Annotated in this window: 17 protein-coding genes and 3 tRNA genes; 9 read left to right on the forward strand and 11 right to left on the reverse strand. The window is 41.9% G+C overall.

Annotated elements, in window-relative coordinates:
• Positions 1 to 63: 63 nt before the first annotated feature.
• A complete protein-coding gene (locus JBW_RS22475) occupies positions 64 to 1,761 on the reverse strand; it encodes an FMN-binding glutamate synthase family protein (protein ID WP_007955110.1) in 1,698 nt (565 codons plus the stop codon).
• A gap of 451 nt (positions 1,762 to 2,212) precedes the next feature.
• Here JBW_RS22475 and JBW_RS22480 point away from each other — a divergent pair, with 451 nt between their 5' ends.
• From JBW_RS22480 to JBW_RS22515, 8 genes are all read left to right on the forward strand, one after another.
• Positions 2,213 to 3,145: an ABC transporter permease gene (locus JBW_RS22480; RefSeq protein WP_007955100.1), complete on the forward strand. Its 933-nt coding sequence runs from the start codon at positions 2,213 to 2,215 to the stop codon at positions 3,143 to 3,145.
• A 5-nt stretch (positions 3,146 to 3,150) separates the two neighbouring features.
• Entirely contained in the window at positions 3,151 to 4,062 is a 912-nt protein-coding gene (locus tag JBW_RS22485) for an ABC transporter permease (protein ID WP_007955098.1), read from the forward strand.
• 10 nt (positions 4,063 to 4,072) lie between these two features.
• Positions 4,073 to 5,083 (forward strand): ABC transporter ATP-binding protein, encoded by a 1,011-nt coding sequence (locus JBW_RS22490; protein ID WP_007955096.1) that lies wholly within the window; start codon positions 4,073 to 4,075, stop codon positions 5,081 to 5,083.
• Positions 5,083 to 6,060: an ABC transporter ATP-binding protein gene (locus JBW_RS22495; RefSeq protein WP_007955094.1), complete on the forward strand. Its 978-nt coding sequence runs from the start codon at positions 5,083 to 5,085 to the stop codon at positions 6,058 to 6,060. The genes JBW_RS22490 and JBW_RS22495 overlap by 1 nt, the downstream gene beginning before the upstream one ends.
• Positions 6,061 to 6,090: 30 nt before the next feature.
• Entirely contained in the window at positions 6,091 to 6,882 is a 792-nt protein-coding gene (locus JBW_RS22500) for a serine hydrolase (RefSeq protein ID WP_007955092.1), read from the forward strand.
• Between the two features lie 75 nt (positions 6,883 to 6,957).
• Positions 6,958 to 8,550 carry a peptide ABC transporter substrate-binding protein gene (locus JBW_RS22505; RefSeq protein ID WP_007955090.1) on the forward strand — a complete coding sequence of 531 codons (1,593 nt, stop codon included), beginning with the start codon at positions 6,958 to 6,960 and terminating at the stop codon, positions 8,548 to 8,550.
• Between the two features lie 248 nt (positions 8,551 to 8,798).
• Positions 8,799 to 9,692 carry a S66 peptidase family protein gene (locus tag JBW_RS22510; protein WP_007955089.1) on the forward strand — a complete coding sequence of 298 codons (894 nt, stop codon included), beginning with the start codon at positions 8,799 to 8,801 and terminating at the stop codon, positions 9,690 to 9,692.
• A gap of 29 nt (positions 9,693 to 9,721) precedes the next feature.
• Positions 9,722 to 10,846 (forward strand): amidohydrolase, encoded by a 1,125-nt coding sequence (locus JBW_RS22515; RefSeq protein ID WP_007955088.1) that lies wholly within the window; start codon positions 9,722 to 9,724, stop codon positions 10,844 to 10,846.
• A 133-nt stretch (positions 10,847 to 10,979) separates the two neighbouring features.
• On the opposite strand, the gene JBW_RS22520 is transcribed toward JBW_RS22515, so the two are convergent.
• The 6 genes from JBW_RS22520 to JBW_RS22545 all read right to left on the reverse strand — a co-directional run bounded on the left by JBW_RS22520 (position 10,980) and on the right by JBW_RS22545 (position 15,481).
• A complete protein-coding gene (locus JBW_RS22520) occupies positions 10,980 to 11,729 on the reverse strand; it encodes an AIR synthase related protein (protein WP_007955086.1) in 750 nt (249 codons plus the stop codon).
• On the reverse strand, positions 11,726 to 12,241 hold the full coding sequence (locus JBW_RS22525) for an ECF transporter S component (protein WP_007955084.1): 516 nt from the start codon (positions 12,239 to 12,241) through the stop codon (positions 11,726 to 11,728). The genes JBW_RS22520 and JBW_RS22525 overlap by 4 nt, the downstream gene beginning before the upstream one ends.
• Before the next feature lie 57 nt (positions 12,242 to 12,298).
• Positions 12,299 to 13,147, reverse strand: coding sequence for a hypothetical protein (locus JBW_RS22530; RefSeq protein ID WP_007955082.1), 849 nt, complete (start codon positions 13,145 to 13,147; stop codon positions 12,299 to 12,301).
• Between the two features lie 86 nt (positions 13,148 to 13,233).
• Positions 13,234 to 14,226, reverse strand: a complete 993-nt coding sequence (locus tag JBW_RS22535; protein ID WP_007955080.1) for a 2-hydroxyacid dehydrogenase — start codon at positions 14,224 to 14,226, stop codon at positions 13,234 to 13,236.
• A gap of 222 nt (positions 14,227 to 14,448) precedes the next feature.
• A complete protein-coding gene (locus JBW_RS22540) occupies positions 14,449 to 14,739 on the reverse strand; it encodes a hypothetical protein (RefSeq protein ID WP_007955078.1) in 291 nt (96 codons plus the stop codon).
• Positions 14,740 to 15,151: 412 nt separating this feature from the next.
• Complete coding sequence (locus tag JBW_RS22545) at positions 15,152 to 15,481, reverse strand: winged helix-turn-helix transcriptional regulator (protein ID WP_007955077.1); 330 nt, start codon at positions 15,479 to 15,481, stop codon at positions 15,152 to 15,154.
• Positions 15,482 to 15,606: 125 nt separating this feature from the next.
• Between JBW_RS22545 and JBW_RS22550 the strand changes: the two genes are divergently transcribed.
• Entirely contained in the window at positions 15,607 to 16,275 is a 669-nt protein-coding gene (locus JBW_RS22550) for a flavodoxin family protein (RefSeq protein ID WP_007955075.1), read from the forward strand.
• Positions 16,276 to 16,367: 92 nt separating this feature from the next.
• Here JBW_RS22550 and JBW_RS22555 read toward each other — a convergent pair.
• The 4 genes from JBW_RS22555 to JBW_RS22570 form a co-directional block, all read right to left on the reverse strand.
• Positions 16,368 to 16,458 (reverse strand) — tRNA-Ser (locus JBW_RS22555).
• Positions 16,459 to 16,487: 29 nt separating this feature from the next.
• Positions 16,488 to 16,967 carry a tRNA adenosine(34) deaminase TadA gene (tadA, locus tag JBW_RS22560; RefSeq protein ID WP_268747902.1) on the reverse strand — a complete coding sequence of 160 codons (480 nt, stop codon included), beginning with the start codon at positions 16,965 to 16,967 and terminating at the stop codon, positions 16,488 to 16,490.
• A 23-nt stretch (positions 16,968 to 16,990) separates the two neighbouring features.
• Positions 16,991 to 17,067, reverse strand: a tRNA-Arg gene (locus JBW_RS22565).
• A 22-nt stretch (positions 17,068 to 17,089) separates the two neighbouring features.
• A tRNA-Arg gene (locus tag JBW_RS22570) sits at positions 17,090 to 17,166 on the reverse strand.
• Positions 17,167 to 17,178: the final 12 nt, after the last annotated feature.

The following is a 17,178-nucleotide window of genomic DNA, read 5'->3' on the forward strand; positions in this document are numbered from 1 at the left end:
ACTCAATGTAAGAGATACAGACCATTTTTTTGTATGCTAAATAGTAAGCGTCAGAAAACTATTTCACTTACAATTCTTATATTTAGCGATTAAGTGTTTCTTCTTCTGTGCAGGAGGCTCAATCTTTTTTTTGTATTGAGACATTATATAGGTATCGATAACTTTCCACATTAGTTTATTTTCTTCCTTTAATTCCCTAATTAACTGTAAATGCTCTTCAATCAAGCTTTTAGCTAAGGCGGTATTGGATTCATGGTTCTCTGCTTTGTTCCTTGCTATTGCCAGATCTTTTAAAATAATCCTGCTTTTACTTTGATCCAGTTGCTTTTTTATTTTATGAACAGTTTGATTTGGCATGGACAGTACAGGCTCTTGCAATACACTCCTCACTCCTGTAATTTCAGCAGAAAGCGAATCTAATGCCACAAGATCATCAGCGCTAAGTTCTTTTAAAGATGCCTTGCCTAAGGCACGCATTGCTTCTTCCATTTCCAAAATCATGGATGTCAGCACATTTTTCACGCTGGTTGCAGCTTGATTAATATTAAGCTGCGTCTTTGTTGGGGAGTTATAATAGACCAATGTGGTGGGTGGCTCCCAAGGGATTACTTTTTCAAGTTGATTATGCCCTAGAGCAAAAAGAGGAACCGTCGCTAAATAAATTGCATCTGCTCCTAAAGCCAATGCTTTCAAGCATTGACCAGGTGTAAAGTAGCCGCCAGATATGATAATACTAATAGAGCTTCCCTGCAAATAACGTTTTGCCCGTATCAATGCAAGCAGGCTTGGTATGCCAAAATCATCCTGTTTAATCGGAACTGTCGCATGAGCTCCTCCCTCTGCCCCATCAATCACGATGGCATCAAAACCTAGTTCAATGGCGGTAGACAGCTCTTCTTCAAGACGATCTGTAGCCATAATCTTTAATGCTATGGGAATCCCTTTTGCCCTCTGGCGCAGTTTTTTCATAAAATTAGGCCAATCCTCAGGCTTCTGAACTCCCGGAGGTGCATTTAGCGCTACAGCAGGTTCACCAGGTTCTAAACCTCCAAGAATGCTTGCTCTGCCCGCAAGCTCTGAAGCCTCTATGGTGGCGACCCCCATATCTGATCCTTGCCCCATTTGTACTTCTAACATATCTGCACTAGCAATTTGTTCATTCGTTCTCCCGCCCCATGACCAACGACAAATCTGTAATACGAACTTACCCGCTTCACCTGGCTCCTCGGGTAAAAAGGGACCTTCTCCAGAATTCGTAGCAGTTTGCAATGTTTTTGATGCTCTAGCCAAAGCCAGCTTTGCTTCTTCGCTAAGTGCCAATCCATAGGCCATAGCACCAATCATGAGAGGGATCTTTATCGTCAGCGGTTTTTCTGCATTACTGCCAATGGTTACACTCATATCAATTTGCGCACTTTCAGGCAAGGATAATTGCGTCATTTGACGGGGAGAAAACATTAGCTGGTCATACCCCAGAAAATGCTTAGGAGACCCTAATGGACGTGTTAACACTTTACCACTTTGCGCCCGTAAACTCATCTCAATGAAATTAATTACTGAAAAGCGCTTTAATGACGGCAGCGTCTCAGCAACATTTTGCGTATAATCATCCGTGAGCAGCTTTTTTACTACATCATTTGCAATTATTTTAATGATATAACGCATAATTGGTTTTACTAAAATTAGAACTGAGATTAACGCAAGAACTACTAAAAGTAATATTGAAAACGACCAATTTATAGAAGGTATAACAATTTGCATCTCGTTTTCCCCAATTATTTTTCAAACATTTTTCTAATTCCTTATACTCTAGTATTCGATTTTTCAGGAAAAATTAAACCCTTCCGTTAAGAAAAAGGCTCCTTAAAAGTCAATAAAACATACCGAACCACAGAGGCGCAGAGAACGCTGAGAAAAAATAGATACTTCTTTATGTTTAACGTTCTCTACTGTCTAAGCTTAACGAAAAATTTTACAATGGCACAAAATAGGGCATCGTCACCATGGGTATTAAAAAATGTAGAATAAGAATACTATCTCTTAGAAGGACTTTAAAACATTTTTATAGAATCAGTATCATACCTTTAAAGCTTTATCAAATAAAAAGGATACTACATAAGTCCACCTCATCTAAGAGAGCCTATAATTAATTCATAAAAAGGTGTACAGTAAGTATGCCTTTTTATTGTATTCAGGAAGGAGAGTCCCCTATTTGCTACGTTACATGCTAATTCGCATCTTTAATTCTCTGTTAGTCCTGCTCGCCATCATTACGATTACATTTTTCTTAATGCATGCCATCCCCGGCGGACCCTTTACTAGCGAAAAGAATATTCCTGCGGCTGTTTTGAAAAATATTGAAGAGCGTTATCGCCTGCATGACCCATTATGGAAACAATACATAGACTATCTGGGCAATCTAATCCGCTTTGACTTAGGACCTTCCTTTAAGTATGCAGGTCGTACGGTTAACGATCTCATTCGTGAAAGCTTTCCTGTCTCCTTGCAGTTGGGTATGGTGAGCATTGCCTTATCTATTTTGTTGGGAATTCCCGCTGGTGCCATAGCAGCTCTGCGCCAAAATAAGTGGCAGGATTATGCTACTATGTTTTTTGCCACCTTGGGTGTCTCCGTACCTAGTTTTGTTCTTGCTACCCTACTTATCTATATATTTGCAATCAAGCTTTCCTTATTACCTGCTGCCATGTGGGGTGGTATTACTTACATGATTTTACCAGCCTTAACCCTGGCGGGACAACCGACAGCTTTCATCGCACGTCTTACCCGTTCCAGCATGCTAGAGGTTCTGGCCCAGGATTATATTAAGACCGCCCGGGCAAAAGGCTTATCCTCTGCCCTCATCCTCTATCGTCATGCACTGAAAAATGCCTTAATTCCAGTAATCACCTATATCGGACCTACGGCTGCAGGTATTCTAACGGGAAGTTTCATTATTGAAAATATCTTTGCGATTCCTGGTTTAGGACGGCATTTCGTTACCAGTATCTATAACCGGGACTATACCGTAATTCTCGGTGTGACCATTTTTTACAGCGTCTTGATTATTGGTTTAAATTTAATCGTGGATCTGATCTATCCGCTGCTCAATCCCCGTATTAAACTAAACGGGAAACAGGGGGAATAACAGCAATGCATCTTACTAGTCGCTCATTTGAACCCATCCTGCAAAAGGATGCTGCTGCAAACCATATTCGTCCTAGTATGACCTATCGGCAAGATGCCTGGCGTCGTTTGAAAAAGAATAAACTTGCCATGATCGGACTCTATGTCATACTGCTCATTCTTCTCATTGCCCTTGCAGGTCCCTGGTTGTCTTCTCTTTCTTACTCTGACCAAGATCTCATGGCAACCAACCAATCTCCCAGCGCTGAGCATTGGTTCGGTACGGATAATCTTGGTCGGGATTTATTTATTCGTGTTCTGTATGGTGCACGAATCTCGCTGTCCATCGGTATTGTCGCTAGCATACTGAATCTTACTATCGGTGTAATTTATGGAGGTATCGCCGGCTTTTTTGGCGGACGTATTGATAAGATCATGATGAATATCGTTGACATCTTATATGGTATACCCGTCTTACTGTATGTAATATTGCTAATGGTAGTCTTAGAACCTGGCCTAGTCAATATTTTTATCGCATTGGGCATCGCGTACTGGCTGCGTATGGCACGGATTGTCCGCGGCCAGATTTTGAGTCTGAAAGAACAAGACTATGTGCTTGCAGCAAGGACTCTCGGAGCAAGCAACTGGAGAATTTTATTCCACCATCTGATTCCTAACAGTATGGGTCCCATTATTATTACCATGACACTGGCGATTCCCGAAGCCATCTTTACCGAAGCCTTCTTAAGTTTTATTGGTTTAGGAGTTGCCGCTCCTATGGCCAGCTGGGGAGTGCTGGCCTCTGAGGGAATCACCAGTTTGCGTTCCTATCCTTTCCAATTGTTCTTTCCCGCAATGGCAATCAGCATCACCATGCTGGCATTTAATTTTTTAGGGGATGGGCTGCGGGATGCCTTAGATCCTCGCGTACGGCGTTAGGAGGTATAGAATGAATAGCAACCCATTGCTTACAGTAGAAGAATTAACCGTGTCTTTTGATTCCTACGCAGGTGAAGTAAAGGCCGTGGATAGTATTAGTTTTCAGGTTTACCCAGGGGAAGCCATCGGCATCGTTGGCGAATCAGGCTGCGGCAAAAGTGTTACTGCCCATTCCATTATGCAGCTTATTCCTACGCCTCCTGGCCGCTATGCTAAAGGTAAAATCCTTTTTGGAAAAGATGATCTATTGCAGAAATCTGAGGCAGAAATGGCAAAAATTCGTGGCAATGATATCAGTATTATTTTTCAAGATGCTATGACGTCTTTAAACCCAGTCCTTACGATTGGAATGCAGATTGGAGAATCCCTGCAGCTGCATCAGCATATGAATAAACAGGATGCTTATGCACGGGCAGTAGAAATGCTGCGCCTGGTCGGCATACCATCTCCCGAAGAGAGGATTAAAGAATATCCCCATCAATTTAGCGGCGGTATGCGCCAGCGGGTCATGATTGCCATGGCTCTCTCCTGCAATCCGAAACTATTGATTGCCGACGAGCCCACTACGGCCCTGGATGTTACGATACAAGCACAAATTTTAGATTTAATGAAAGAACTTCAGGGAAAACTAAATACCGCCATTATTTTAATCTCCCATGATCTTGGTGCCATTGCCAGTCTGTGCAGCCGTGTCATTGTAATGTATGCGGGTAAAATTGCAGAAGCAGGTACGGCAATCGACATTTTTCACCAGCCCCAGCATCCTTATACTTGGGGGCTCTTACAATCCTTACCTCGCATCGATATGATGCAAAAACAAAAACTCTCTATCATCCCCGGTCAGCCTCCTGATCTTTTGTCACCACCAACCGGATGCCCTTTTCATCCCCGCTGCCCTCATGCCATGTCTATCTGTCAGGAGCATTATCCTGAAACAACAGTACTGACTAAGGAGCATATGGTACACTGTTGGCTGCAGCATCCCGATGCACCTAAGCCAAAACGGGAGGAAACAGACTAATGGAACAGACAGCGCTACTGGAAGTGCGTAATCTTAAAAAGTATTTTATTACTGACACCGATTTTTTGGGACGCCCTGCCTCTTACCTAAAAGCGGTAGATGACGTGAGCTTTTCTATTAAAAAGGGTAAGACCCTCGGCCTCGTGGGCGAAAGCGGCTGCGGCAAATCCACCACAGGAAAAACAATTCTTCAATTGTATAAACCTACCGCTGGAGAAATTCTCTTTCATGGAAAAAATATCAATCATCTAATGGAAGAAAAGAAATTGCGCCGTGAAATGCAAATGATTTTTCAAGACCCCTATGCATCGCTAAATCCTCGCATGACGGTGAGTGATATCGTCGGTGAACCCCTAGACATTCACAAGTTAGCTTCCTCTGGGGAACGAAAAGAGAGAATTCTAACTCTCTTACAAATGGTAGGACTCAATGCAGAACATATGAGCCGCTTTCCTCATGAGTTTAGCGGCGGTCAGCAGCAGCGAATCGGCATTGCCCGTGCATTGGCGGTAGAGCCAAGTTTTCTCATTTGCGATGAGCCGATTTCTGCCTTAGATGTTTCGATTCAAGCCCAAGTGGTTAATTTATTAGAACGCTTGCAGGACGAACTAGGACTGACTTATTTGTTTATTGCTCATGACCTAGCCATGGTAAAACATATCAGCGATAGGGTGGCGGTCATGTATCTCGGTAAAATTGTGGAACTGGCCGATAGCGTTGAGTTCTATCGCAGACCTCAGCACCCTTACACTAAGGCGCTGCTATCCGCTATACCCATTCCAGATCCGTTAGCAGAGGCCAATCGGCAGCGTATTCCCTTAACAGGCGATGTTCCAAGTCCTCTTAATCCTCCTGCCGGCTGCCGATTTTCCTCTCGCTGTCCCCATGTTATGGCCTTATGTTCTGAGCAAGAGCCCGTCTTGCAAGATATCGGAGCCGGGCACATGGCAGCATGCCATCTCATTTCAAAAAAGTAGCTAAAAGACTCTACGATTTAGGAGAAAATAATGAAAGAATTGCAAAAAAAAATCGAAGCTACCTTAGCAGCATACAGGGGCCGCGGGGGAATGGTGATTCTGAATCATTCCAGTGGACAGCATTTCGCATTAAACCCTGATATGGTCTTCCCCGCAGCGAGTATGATTAAAATCCCTATTATGTATGAAGTAATGCGCCAAGCAGCAGCTGGCAGAATCGACCTTGAACAGCTTCTGATTGTAAAGGATGAATTGCGCGTAGATGGAGCTGGTATTCTAAAAGAACTGCGGCCAGGTATCTCTATGACGATTCGAGAACTTGTCACCTTAATGATCATCCTCAGTGATAATACGGCAACCAATATGCTCATTGATCTTCTTGGTATGAGCCCAGTCAACCAAACCATGGAGCGTTTGGGATTAAAATCAACAGTACTGCGCCGCCAAATGATGGATTTTGCCGCCGCTGCAGCAGGTCAGGAAAACGAAACCTCCCCAGCAGATATCATACGTTTATTAACAACAATTTACGATCATACCGATCTTCCTGCTGATTATGGCAAACTAATGATTGAAATTTTATCCAGGCAGCAAGTTAGAGATAAATTACCCTTTTTCTTACCAGAAGAAATAGTAATTGCTCATAAAACAGGAACTCTCCCGGGAGTGGAGCATGATGGAGGAATCCTATTCTTACCCGGTGGTCCTTATATCATTTGCATCATGACTGCTGATCTTGCCGCTAATGTAGAAGGACTTCAGCTAGTTGCCACCCTTGGCAAGGTAATATACGAACATTTTGGGCATATCCAAACCAAGTAGGATGCCCTGGCAAGAAAGTCCATTCCTGATGGTTGTTTTGGCGAGAATTCATTTTCACATTAAGGGGGAAAAACAATGTATAAGAAAATCCTTCTAGCTATGATGATGCTAGTAATGCTCCTTAGCCTAACGGTAGGCTGTAGTAAATCTGACAGCAACGAGCAGGTGCTTCGCTATGCCTTAGAGGCAGAACCGGCAACCTTAGACCCTGCCAAGTCCACAGCCATTCCAGAATCCCTAGTTGAACTGCAGATCTTTGAAGGTTTGACCCGCCTGGATGCAAAAGACCAACCTGCAGCTGGCGTGGCGGAACGCTGGGAGGTCACTCCTGACGGCCTTAAATATATTTTTTATTTACGCCAGAATGCAAAATGGTCCAATGGTGATCCTGTAACTGCAGGAGATTTTGAGTTTGCCTGGAAACGAGTCTTAAATCCTGAATTTGCTTCTGAAAATGCCTATATGTTATTCTCCATAAAAAATGCCCAAGCTTACAATGAAAAGAAAACAGCAGCTGACGCTGTAGGGGTGAAAGCCTTAAATGAGCATACCCTGGAAGTCACCTTAGAAAAACCTACAGCTTATTTTCTAAGTTTAGCAGCTTTCCATGCCTTTTATCCAGTTCATTCAAAAACAGTAACTACCAGCCCGGACAAATGGGCTAATGAAGTAAATACCTTAGTTGGTAATGGTCCCTTCAAAATAACCAATTGGGTTCACAGTGGGCAAATTCATTTTGCAAAAAATGATCAATACTGGGATGCAGCAGCTGTGAAGATAACAAAAATGGAATGGCCAATTAGTGATTCCCAATCTACCCGGCTATCACTAATCGAAAATAAGCAAGTTGACATGATGGTGGAGCCGCCTGTTGTAGAGCATGACCGCCTGAATAAAGAGGGACTTCTCCAAATATCACCTTACTTAGGCACCTATTACTATGTATTTAATACCCAAAAGGCTCCCTTTGACAATCCTAAAGTACGTAAAGCTCTTACCTTGGGCATTAATCGCGATGCACTTGTTAAAAATGTAATCAAAGGTGGGAAAAAACCAGCCTACGCTTGGGTGGCACCAGGTCTTACGAATCCTTCCACTGGTAAAGATTTTCGTGAAGAAGGCGGAAATTATGCCATAGAAGATATCGAGTTAGCTAAAAAGCTATTAACGGAAGCCGGCTACCCCGGCGGACAGGGATTGCCTCCTATTACCATTTTGTTTAATACTGGCGAGATACATAAATCCATTGCCGAAGCGATTCAAGAAATGTGGAAACAGAACTTGGGGGTATCCGCGAGCTTAACCAATCAGGAATCAAAAGTATTCTTAGAATCACGAACCCAAGGTGAATTTCAAGTTGCCCGGGCTTCTTGGGTCGGTGACTATGCCGATCCCATGACTTTTATGGATGTATTTAACGATCCCACCAATGATGCCAAGTATAAGAATCCAGCATATAATAACCTGATAGAAAAGGCCCAATCCACAATGGATCAAAAGGTTCGTATGCAGATCATGCATGATGGAGAGAAAGTTCTCTTTGATGATGCAGTGATCCTTCCCCTTTATTACACAACCCAGCCATTTGTTGCGAGACCCTATGTGAAAGGCTATTTCTGGTCTGTACTTGGTCTTGCTGATTTCAAAACTGCATATATAGAGAAGTAAGAAAAACGTTTTGCGGCCCTTAAAACATAGAAAGTAAACCGAACCGCAGAGGCGCAGAGAACACTGAGAAAAGATAGATAAGGTTAAAAACCTCTGTGCTCTCTGCGAACTCTGTGTCCTCTGCGTTCAACGTTCCCAAAACTTATAAATCCTGATGCGATAAGAAATATTTTTATATAGGAGGTGATTTTATTTTTTCTATTCCTCAAATTAAACCGAAGCGCCTCTTGCCTGGAGACACGATCGGTGTGGTTGCTCCCGCCAGCCCTGGGGATGAAGAGTCCACCCTGGCAGGCATAGCATGGCTAGAAGCACAGGGCTTTCATGTTCATCTAGGAAAAACAGTCGACCAAACCTTCGGATATTTAGCAGGATCAGACGCCTTGCGGGCAGCGGATATCAATACTATGTTTACGTCACCTGACATTGATGGCATTATTTGTTTGCGGGGCGGCTATGGTACCATGCGGCTATTAGAATTATTAGACTATGACATGATACGCACGCATCCTAAAGTATTTGTTGGCTATAGTGATATAACCGCTCTACACACAAGTATCAGGCAAAATACAGGTCTCGTTACCTTTCATGGACCTATGGTAGGATCAGATATGGGAAAAGGTCTATCGGATTATACTTGGGATTATTTATCCCGAGCAATTACGGTTTCTGCGCCTCTCGGTCCCATTCTAAACCCTGCTGATTCATTGCCTCCCAGCTTTATCGCCCAGGGAGAGGCCCGGGGACAACTGACAGGAGGAAATTTAAGCCTCATTACAGCCACTCTTGGAACCCCTTATGAAATTGATACCCGGGGAAAAATTCTGTGTCTGGAAGAAGTCGCCGAAGCCCCCTACCGCATAGACCGAATGCTGACCCAATTGCTGTTAGCTGGTAAACTGCAAGATACAGCAGGAATTGTATTCGATGTATGCGCCAACTGTGAATTAGAATTAGAACCGCCTGACTTCACTGTGGAAGAAGTCTTGCGGGATCGTTTAGGAAATTTACAAAAACCCGTCCTCTATCATTTACATTTTGGGCATACCACCGATAAAGCAACGCTTCCCTTAGGAGTCAGAGGGATACTCAATTCTTTTTCAAACAACTTCGAAATTATTGAGACTGCTACTACGGATTAAAGACTGGGGAACTGAGGTGAAAGACAATCATGGATAAAAAAGCATGGAAAGAACAAGTAATTGCCGTAGTGGATGCCATGGCTCCAGAGCTTATCGATATGAGCCTGTTCTTACACGAAAATCCTGAACTGAGCGGCCAGGAATATCAGGCAGCTCAGCGACTTATTAGCGCAGCTGAAAAGCGAGGCTTTCTAGCGAAAAAAAACATTAGCGGTTACGAAACGGCCTTTATTGCCCACAAAGGAACTATCGGACCTAAAATTGCTTTTCTCGCGGAATATGATGCGCTGCCAGGACTAGGTCACGCCTGCGGACACAATCTCATTGCCGCTATGAGCTGGGGTGCAGCAGCAGCATTTGCAGCGGTGGCAAAAGATCGGGCCGTTTCCTATTTGATTGGCTGCCCTGCAGAGGAGACCAGCGGTGCTAAAGTCTCCATGGCTGCTGATGGTATCTTTGATGACTTAAGGGCAGCCCTCATTATTCATCCTGGAGACAGCAACAACATGGGTGGCACGTCTTATGCCACTCATCCCTTAAAAGTAACCTTTCACGGACGCCCTGCCCATGTAGCCAGCAAAATAAATAAAGGGGTCAATGCTTTAGATGCCCTTGTCATGTTTTATCAGAGCATTAAACCCTTACGCCAAACCTTTACGCAAGAAACCATCTTAGCAGGAATTATCACCAAAGGAGGAACAGCTCCTAATATTGTAACGGATGAGGCAGAAGGAAAATTTACCATACGGGCTTTATCATCTCACTATTTAGAAGAAACCGTGATTCCTGCAGTACGAAGGCTGGCAGATGGCATCGCACTAGCCACAAATACAAGGGTTGAAACTGTGCATTATGAACCTTTGTTTAAAGAGTTGCTCAATGATCCTGAGCTAATGAAATTCTTCCAACAAAATATGACCTTGCTGGGTGAGAAAATCACCCTGTTAGAACCAAATGATGCAGATGGCTCCACCGATGTAGGTAATGTCAGTCACGCGGCACCTACCATCCATCCCGATATTTTCATTGGAAGCAACCTTTCAGCACACACACCGGAATTTGCCGCAGCAACAGGATCACCCTATGCTCAGGAGCGATTATTAATAGGAGCGAAAGCAATGGCCATGACGGCTATTGATCTGCTTGATTTATAGAGATTATATTTGCTATTACTAAAAACAAAACCTTTTGAACCGCGAAGACGATGAAGAACAGGTCGGAATATCCATACAATTCCGACCTGTTCTTTGTGTGCTTCGCGACTTTCGCGGTTCATTATCTTTTTTATTAACGCTTTACATGTCGGAGCCTTCCAATTACTTCGATACTCCCCGGAAAATCCATTTGATAGAATAAAGCCTCTTCCATTGCTGCTACAACTACAGTACTTGGTCCTGCAGATTTATGAATATCGATTTGTATCCCACTATGTAAAACCAATTGCATATTATTATTTTCAGCTAACTGATTCGCCTCATACAAGATTCCTTTAGAACCTACAGGAACCAATTCATATACACGTTCAGAGCCAAGCAACGTTTTTATCAATTGATAACCGGCGATATCCCCTTTTTCACTTTTTAGTACTTCTTCTCCAACTTTGGGTTTCCCAATAGCGATCAGCAAAGCATCCTGCTTAACATTATTCACTTTTAGATTTTTATTTTCGACAAGTCCCACAGCCGTAACTCCAAAACCAGTTGCAAAAGTTGCAAAATTTTCTTCTGTACTTCCCGTCAGTACAATTTTACCAATACCAGCCTCTTCTAATTCCTCTTCAATACCTGCTATGATTTTTTTACCTGTGACTTCCATTTCATTGCAAATGGTATTAGCCAAACAAACGACCTCTGCTCCTGAACACAGAATCTCAAAAAGAGCAACCCTTGCGGTGTACTTTCCAGTAACAAAAGGAGAAACCTTAAGAACATCATACTCTTTCAATCCGATTCCACCACAGCTGTCACAAGCAACTACTACGGTTTTTTCCTGGCCCAAATCAATCAACGTCAAATCTCTTACTTTTTGTACCTTCATATTTTCTTCCTAACCTTTTTTATCCTATTGGGCAACAACTTATATACAAGGCATGCAAGGGCAATATTAAGCGCCGCAATACCTGAAAGTACAGGAAGATACGCGATCATTCCTGCTAGACCGATCAAAGGCAGCAGCAATGGAGTTAACATTAGCAGTGAGACTGGTCCATTCATGATAACCCCCAAAACTCCCGCTAAGGTGATTGCCTTTAGAGAAAACTCCTCATCCTCTGCCACCTTGCGATAAACAAGACTAAAAATTGCCATTGTTGCTGCCATATCGATCATGATGACAATATGAACAGGAAAGGACAATGGAAATCCGGACAGCAGCGCCGTCAATAAATGTCCCATCATACCAATGAAAGCACCATAGGCCGGACCAAGCAGCAGTGCTCCTAAAAATCCTGGCATCGAATCAAAAGCAATACTACCCATAACTTTTATGTTAGCTCCAATAAAGCTCAGTGCGATAAATAGAGATGTCAAAACGATTTCTTTTGTTTTCAAATTTCCTCTCCCGCTTTCTTTTATACTCAAAATAGCTATGAGTGTGAATTTCTTATATTACGGAAATAAATATTTTAATTTGGCTAGTTTAAAAAGGAGAATGGTAAGAGGTAGTGCCAGCATGGAAACTAGGATGAACTGAACTGCTGAAATATTTTCCGCAGAGGGAACAAAAATATGATATTGCCCAAGAAACCAATTGAGTGCGACTAAAACAACGATCCCCATTAGCCTATAACGAAATCGTAATCGCAGGCCAATACACATTGTAATAATAATACTAGTGATTATCAAATGGAGGAAGAAAAAAATCTGATGACCTTTCTCTGGATCTGAAAACCAGTTAACATCAAATCTAAATAATCGTCCTCCTTCATTCAGAATAAAGATAATTAAATTGTGGATGGATGCATAAATCATATAAATGGTAAGAAACTTAAAAACGAAAGAAGGCTCTTTATCATGCAGCCCTCGCCAAATCCATTTACTAATTGCATAAAGAATGCAAAGCCCAATTCCAGTATAAAAAGATCTCCACCAGAAGTGCTGATAGATTCCTAGTTCTGTAAAATACCAATCTAACCCAGTAAAAACAGCCGCAATACTAATTACATAATTCCAGGAAAGTGAAAAAGCATTGATTGCAACAGCAGAAGCCGGAACAATCAATGAATTGGATATATAGGAGCCCAAGTAGTTATCCAACCTTGCATCCTGCAAAATACCAGGGAAGTAACGATACCCATCCAATAAAATTAAAATAATGATCTCAAAGGGGTGAATCACGGCGCTTGTCTGCAAATGCAATAGGAGGATTTTCCAGTCTTTTTTATAAACGAGTGATGCTGCTACAAGAATCAGGCTTATCATGATTAGCCCATAGTACCAATAAGCAGAAGACAGCATTTTGATCTCCTCACCTTTTATAATATCGCCATGCGATCATTGATACTATTACCTGATTCGGATTAAATTAAACAATCTAAATACAGTTATAACGACTTCTCATTCTTTCCAATGATCCTGCTTGCATTCACACAAGCTGCCAGAGGCCTATCTGCCAATCCTGCAAGAAGGTTATCGACGGTAAGCTGTGCCATTGCAGTACGAGTTTCTACCGTTGCGCTGCCGATATGAGGTGTAATGAGAATGTTAGAAAGCTTCAGCAAGGGATGATCCTGGGTCACAGGTTCTGGATCAGTAACATCAAGGGCCGCATAAGCAATTTCCCCTGATTGCAAAGCCTCTACTAATGAATCTGTATCCACAACTGGACCTCTTGATACATTAATGAAATAAGCCGTAGATTTCATTTTCCGAAACTCTTCCTTACCAAATAAACCTCTGGTCTCTTGAGACAAAGGAGTCAAGACGATGATCGCATCGGATTTGTCCAATAGAGTCTCAAAAGATTGATATGCTGCACCAATCTTGTCGTCATCATGACGGCGATTCCGATTATAATAGATCACATTCATGCCAAATGCCTTTGCTCTTTGAGCAACTGCAGCTCCAATTTGCCCCATACCGACGATTCCGAGAGTCTTACCAGCAATATCAATACCAAAAGATAGTTTATGACCACGAGCCCAAGAGTTTGCCCTTACAAAATCCCACCCTTCATGAATTCGCCGCGCTGAACATAACAAAAGAGAAAATGCCAGGTCAGCAGTAGCATCAACAAGAACTCCCGGCGTATTGCCAAAGGGTATATTGTATTTTGAACACGCTTCAATATCAACGTTATCATATCCCACAGCCATCTGAGCGATCACTTTGAGCCTCGGTGCATTCTGTAATAATTCCTCATTTACTGCGACACTATTATTTACAATCAAACCTTCAGCATCGGCAACCCATTCCAATAAAATATCTCGGGGAATGTCATTTTCTTTCTTCCATTGCTTAATACTGCAAAAATTTTGCAGTCGTTCTAATGCTGTAGTCATCAGTCCACCAATGACCACTACATTCGGTTTACTCATCTTCAATCACCTCTATCTTAATCTACTATCTATATTCCTTCTATTTGCCAAGTCTATACAAAATCCTGCATGACAATAGGACTCTTTAACGATTCTCATCCTGTATCTCTGCCTTTTACAAATGATTTTGAACATAAAAACCAGAAGTCTTCACTGCAAGCAGCTGCAACTTCTGGTAGTATGTTTCCTAGCATCGCATAATGAATCCTTCCAATTCATTGGCTACATATCATATAGCTCCTTAGCCAGTTGATGGTTTGTAATACTTGTATTCATAAAGCCTAATGCCTTCCAAAAATCACATTTAAACTTACTCATGATTATATTTATCGTTAGACCTTCCACCTTAAACTCATCTACAATTGTTCGATCTGCCAGATAGGCATCAAGTACTCTTTGTAAACTTGCATCAATGATATTTAATTCATTAAATATCATGTCTATCTCACCCTCATCTGAATACCCTTCTTCTAACAGCATCTTTTTTACAACAGCCTCATCAAAAACAATCACGTTGTTTCCCTCCCGTTTTTTTGTTTATCCCCTTGATCTTATTGTGCAGTAATTTCCTTTTTATTATCTTTATTTATTTGGTGTAATAACAGCATCTTTAGCTATCATGCAATTAACAGATTTGTCCTTTTAATCACACTTACCATTAGGATAAACCATTTTGAGAATCATTACCTCTCCTAAAAGATATAGATTTTAATATTTCAGAAAATATTAATACAAAATAACCAGTGTCCCTACTCGGGCAAGATTTTTTCCACACCGCTTGTATGGGTATAATATAAGAAAAGGACTGACGTGCTCTAACACGTCAGCCCACAGGCTGTCTAACCGGGAGCGGTAAGCTCAGATTATAGGGTTAAGAATAACCGCCGTCTTTGAGCTGGCGTTATTTCTTTTTTATCCCTTCGGCTTACTCCATATCGATATGCTTCTCTCCCCATTGGTACATGAGATCAAGAATGGGAATTAACGTTTTGCCTTCATTGGTTAACGAATACTCAACTTTAGGAGGTACTTCATTATATTGTTCTCGATGAACCAATTTACTCGCTTCCAATTCCTTTAGCTGTTTGCTTAATGTTTTATGTGCAATCGGCTGCAGCTCTTCTCTCAATTTGTTATACCGTATTACTTCGGCTTTATAAATTTCCCACAAGATAATCCACTTCCATTTACCTTCCACTGCTGACATTGTGTAGTACATGGGACATTTCCCAAATTTACTCTCAAAATCTACCATGATAGCCTCCCCATGCTAACCAAAAGGTTAGTATATAACAAATATGTTCATACTTGATTATCTTCCTATAAGAATATATACTTTGAAACATAAAGTCAAGATTGAACTTAAGGGAGTAGATTTATATGAAAATAATAGCAATCAATGGAAGTCCGAGAAAGACTAAAAATACTGCAACTTTACTTAAGAAAGCACTTGAAGGCGCAGCATCACATGGAGCTGAAACAGAATTAATTCATCTTTATGACTTAGATTACAAAGGGTGCATTAGCTGTTTTGCCTGTAAATTAAAAAACGGTAAAAGCTATGGAAAATGTGCTTTTAAAGACGGATTAACACCGATTCTCGAAAAGGCAGCAACCTCAGATGCAATTATTCTTGGTTCGCCAATATATTTTGAATCAGTTACTGGTAATATGAGATCTTTTATGGAAAGATTAATGTTCCCCTATCAAACATATACATCTGGGTACAAAACTATATTTGGTCGAAAAATACCAATCGGCTTTATCTATACTATGAATGTAACTCATGACCAAATGAACGAGTTAGGATATACACAGGGATTGAGATTCTCAGAGATAGATTTAAAAAGAGTATTTGGTTATTTTGAACCACTTGTTGTCAATGATACTTATCAATTCGACGATTACTCTAAATACCTCATAACAGTTTTTGACGGAGATAAAAAGGCCAAAGTAAAGGAAGAGCAATTTCCCCAATACTGCAACAAGGCCTTCGACTTAGGAGTACGCTTCGTTCAGCAAGCCAAAATACTCAAAGAAAATCCGTAATAACAGAGTCTATAACCACGTCATTCCACAAAAATAAAAAAACCAGAAGTCTTCACTGCAAGCAGCTACAACTTCTGGTATGATTGACTTCATGGCGGAGAGGGTGGGATTCGAACCCACGAGACAGTTTCCCGCCTACTCGATTTCGAGTCGAGCGCCTTCGACCAGCTCAGCCACCTCTCCGTGACCTGATCTACTTCAATGCTCATGTCTCAGGTATCTATGTGATGCTTCTTATTGTTTTTTCGTCGTTGTTTAAAAAAATCTTTCATGATTTGCGCACATTCATCTCTACGTATTCCCGATGTAACCACCATGGAATGATTTAATGCATCATTTTGCGCTATATTAAAAATCGATTCAATTGCCCCTGCTTTTACATCAGCACTGCCGTAAACCAAGCGGTCAATACGACTCATGACCAAAGCACCAGCACACATAGGGCAAGGTTCTATCGTAACATACAATGTAAGTCCAGTTAAACGCCATCGTCCAAGCTTTTGACAAGCTTCCCGAATAGCAATCATTTCAGCATGAGCCGTCGCATCATGCCAACTTTCCCGCATATTGTGTCCTGCAGCCACTACCTGACCATCCAGAACAAGCACAGCTCCAATTGGTACTTCACCAATCGCATAAGCCTTTTGCGCTTCCTCTAATGCTAATCCCATATAATAATGATCATCCAATATCCGGTTCACCACACAAAATACAATGGTGCGCCCGGGAGGACTCGAACCACCGGCACACGGTTTAGGAAACCGTTGCTCTATCCGCCTGAGCTACGGGCGCAAAATATAGTTAGCAACAAAAATGGTGACCCCGGCAGGATTCGAACCTGCGACCTCTTGATTCGTAGTCAAGCGCTCTATCCAGCTGGGCTACGGAGTCATTCCTTCAATG

The organism is Pelosinus fermentans JBW45 (assembly GCF_000271665.2).
Lineage (GTDB): Bacteria > Bacillota > Negativicutes > DSM-13327 > DSM-13327 > Pelosinus > Pelosinus baikalensis.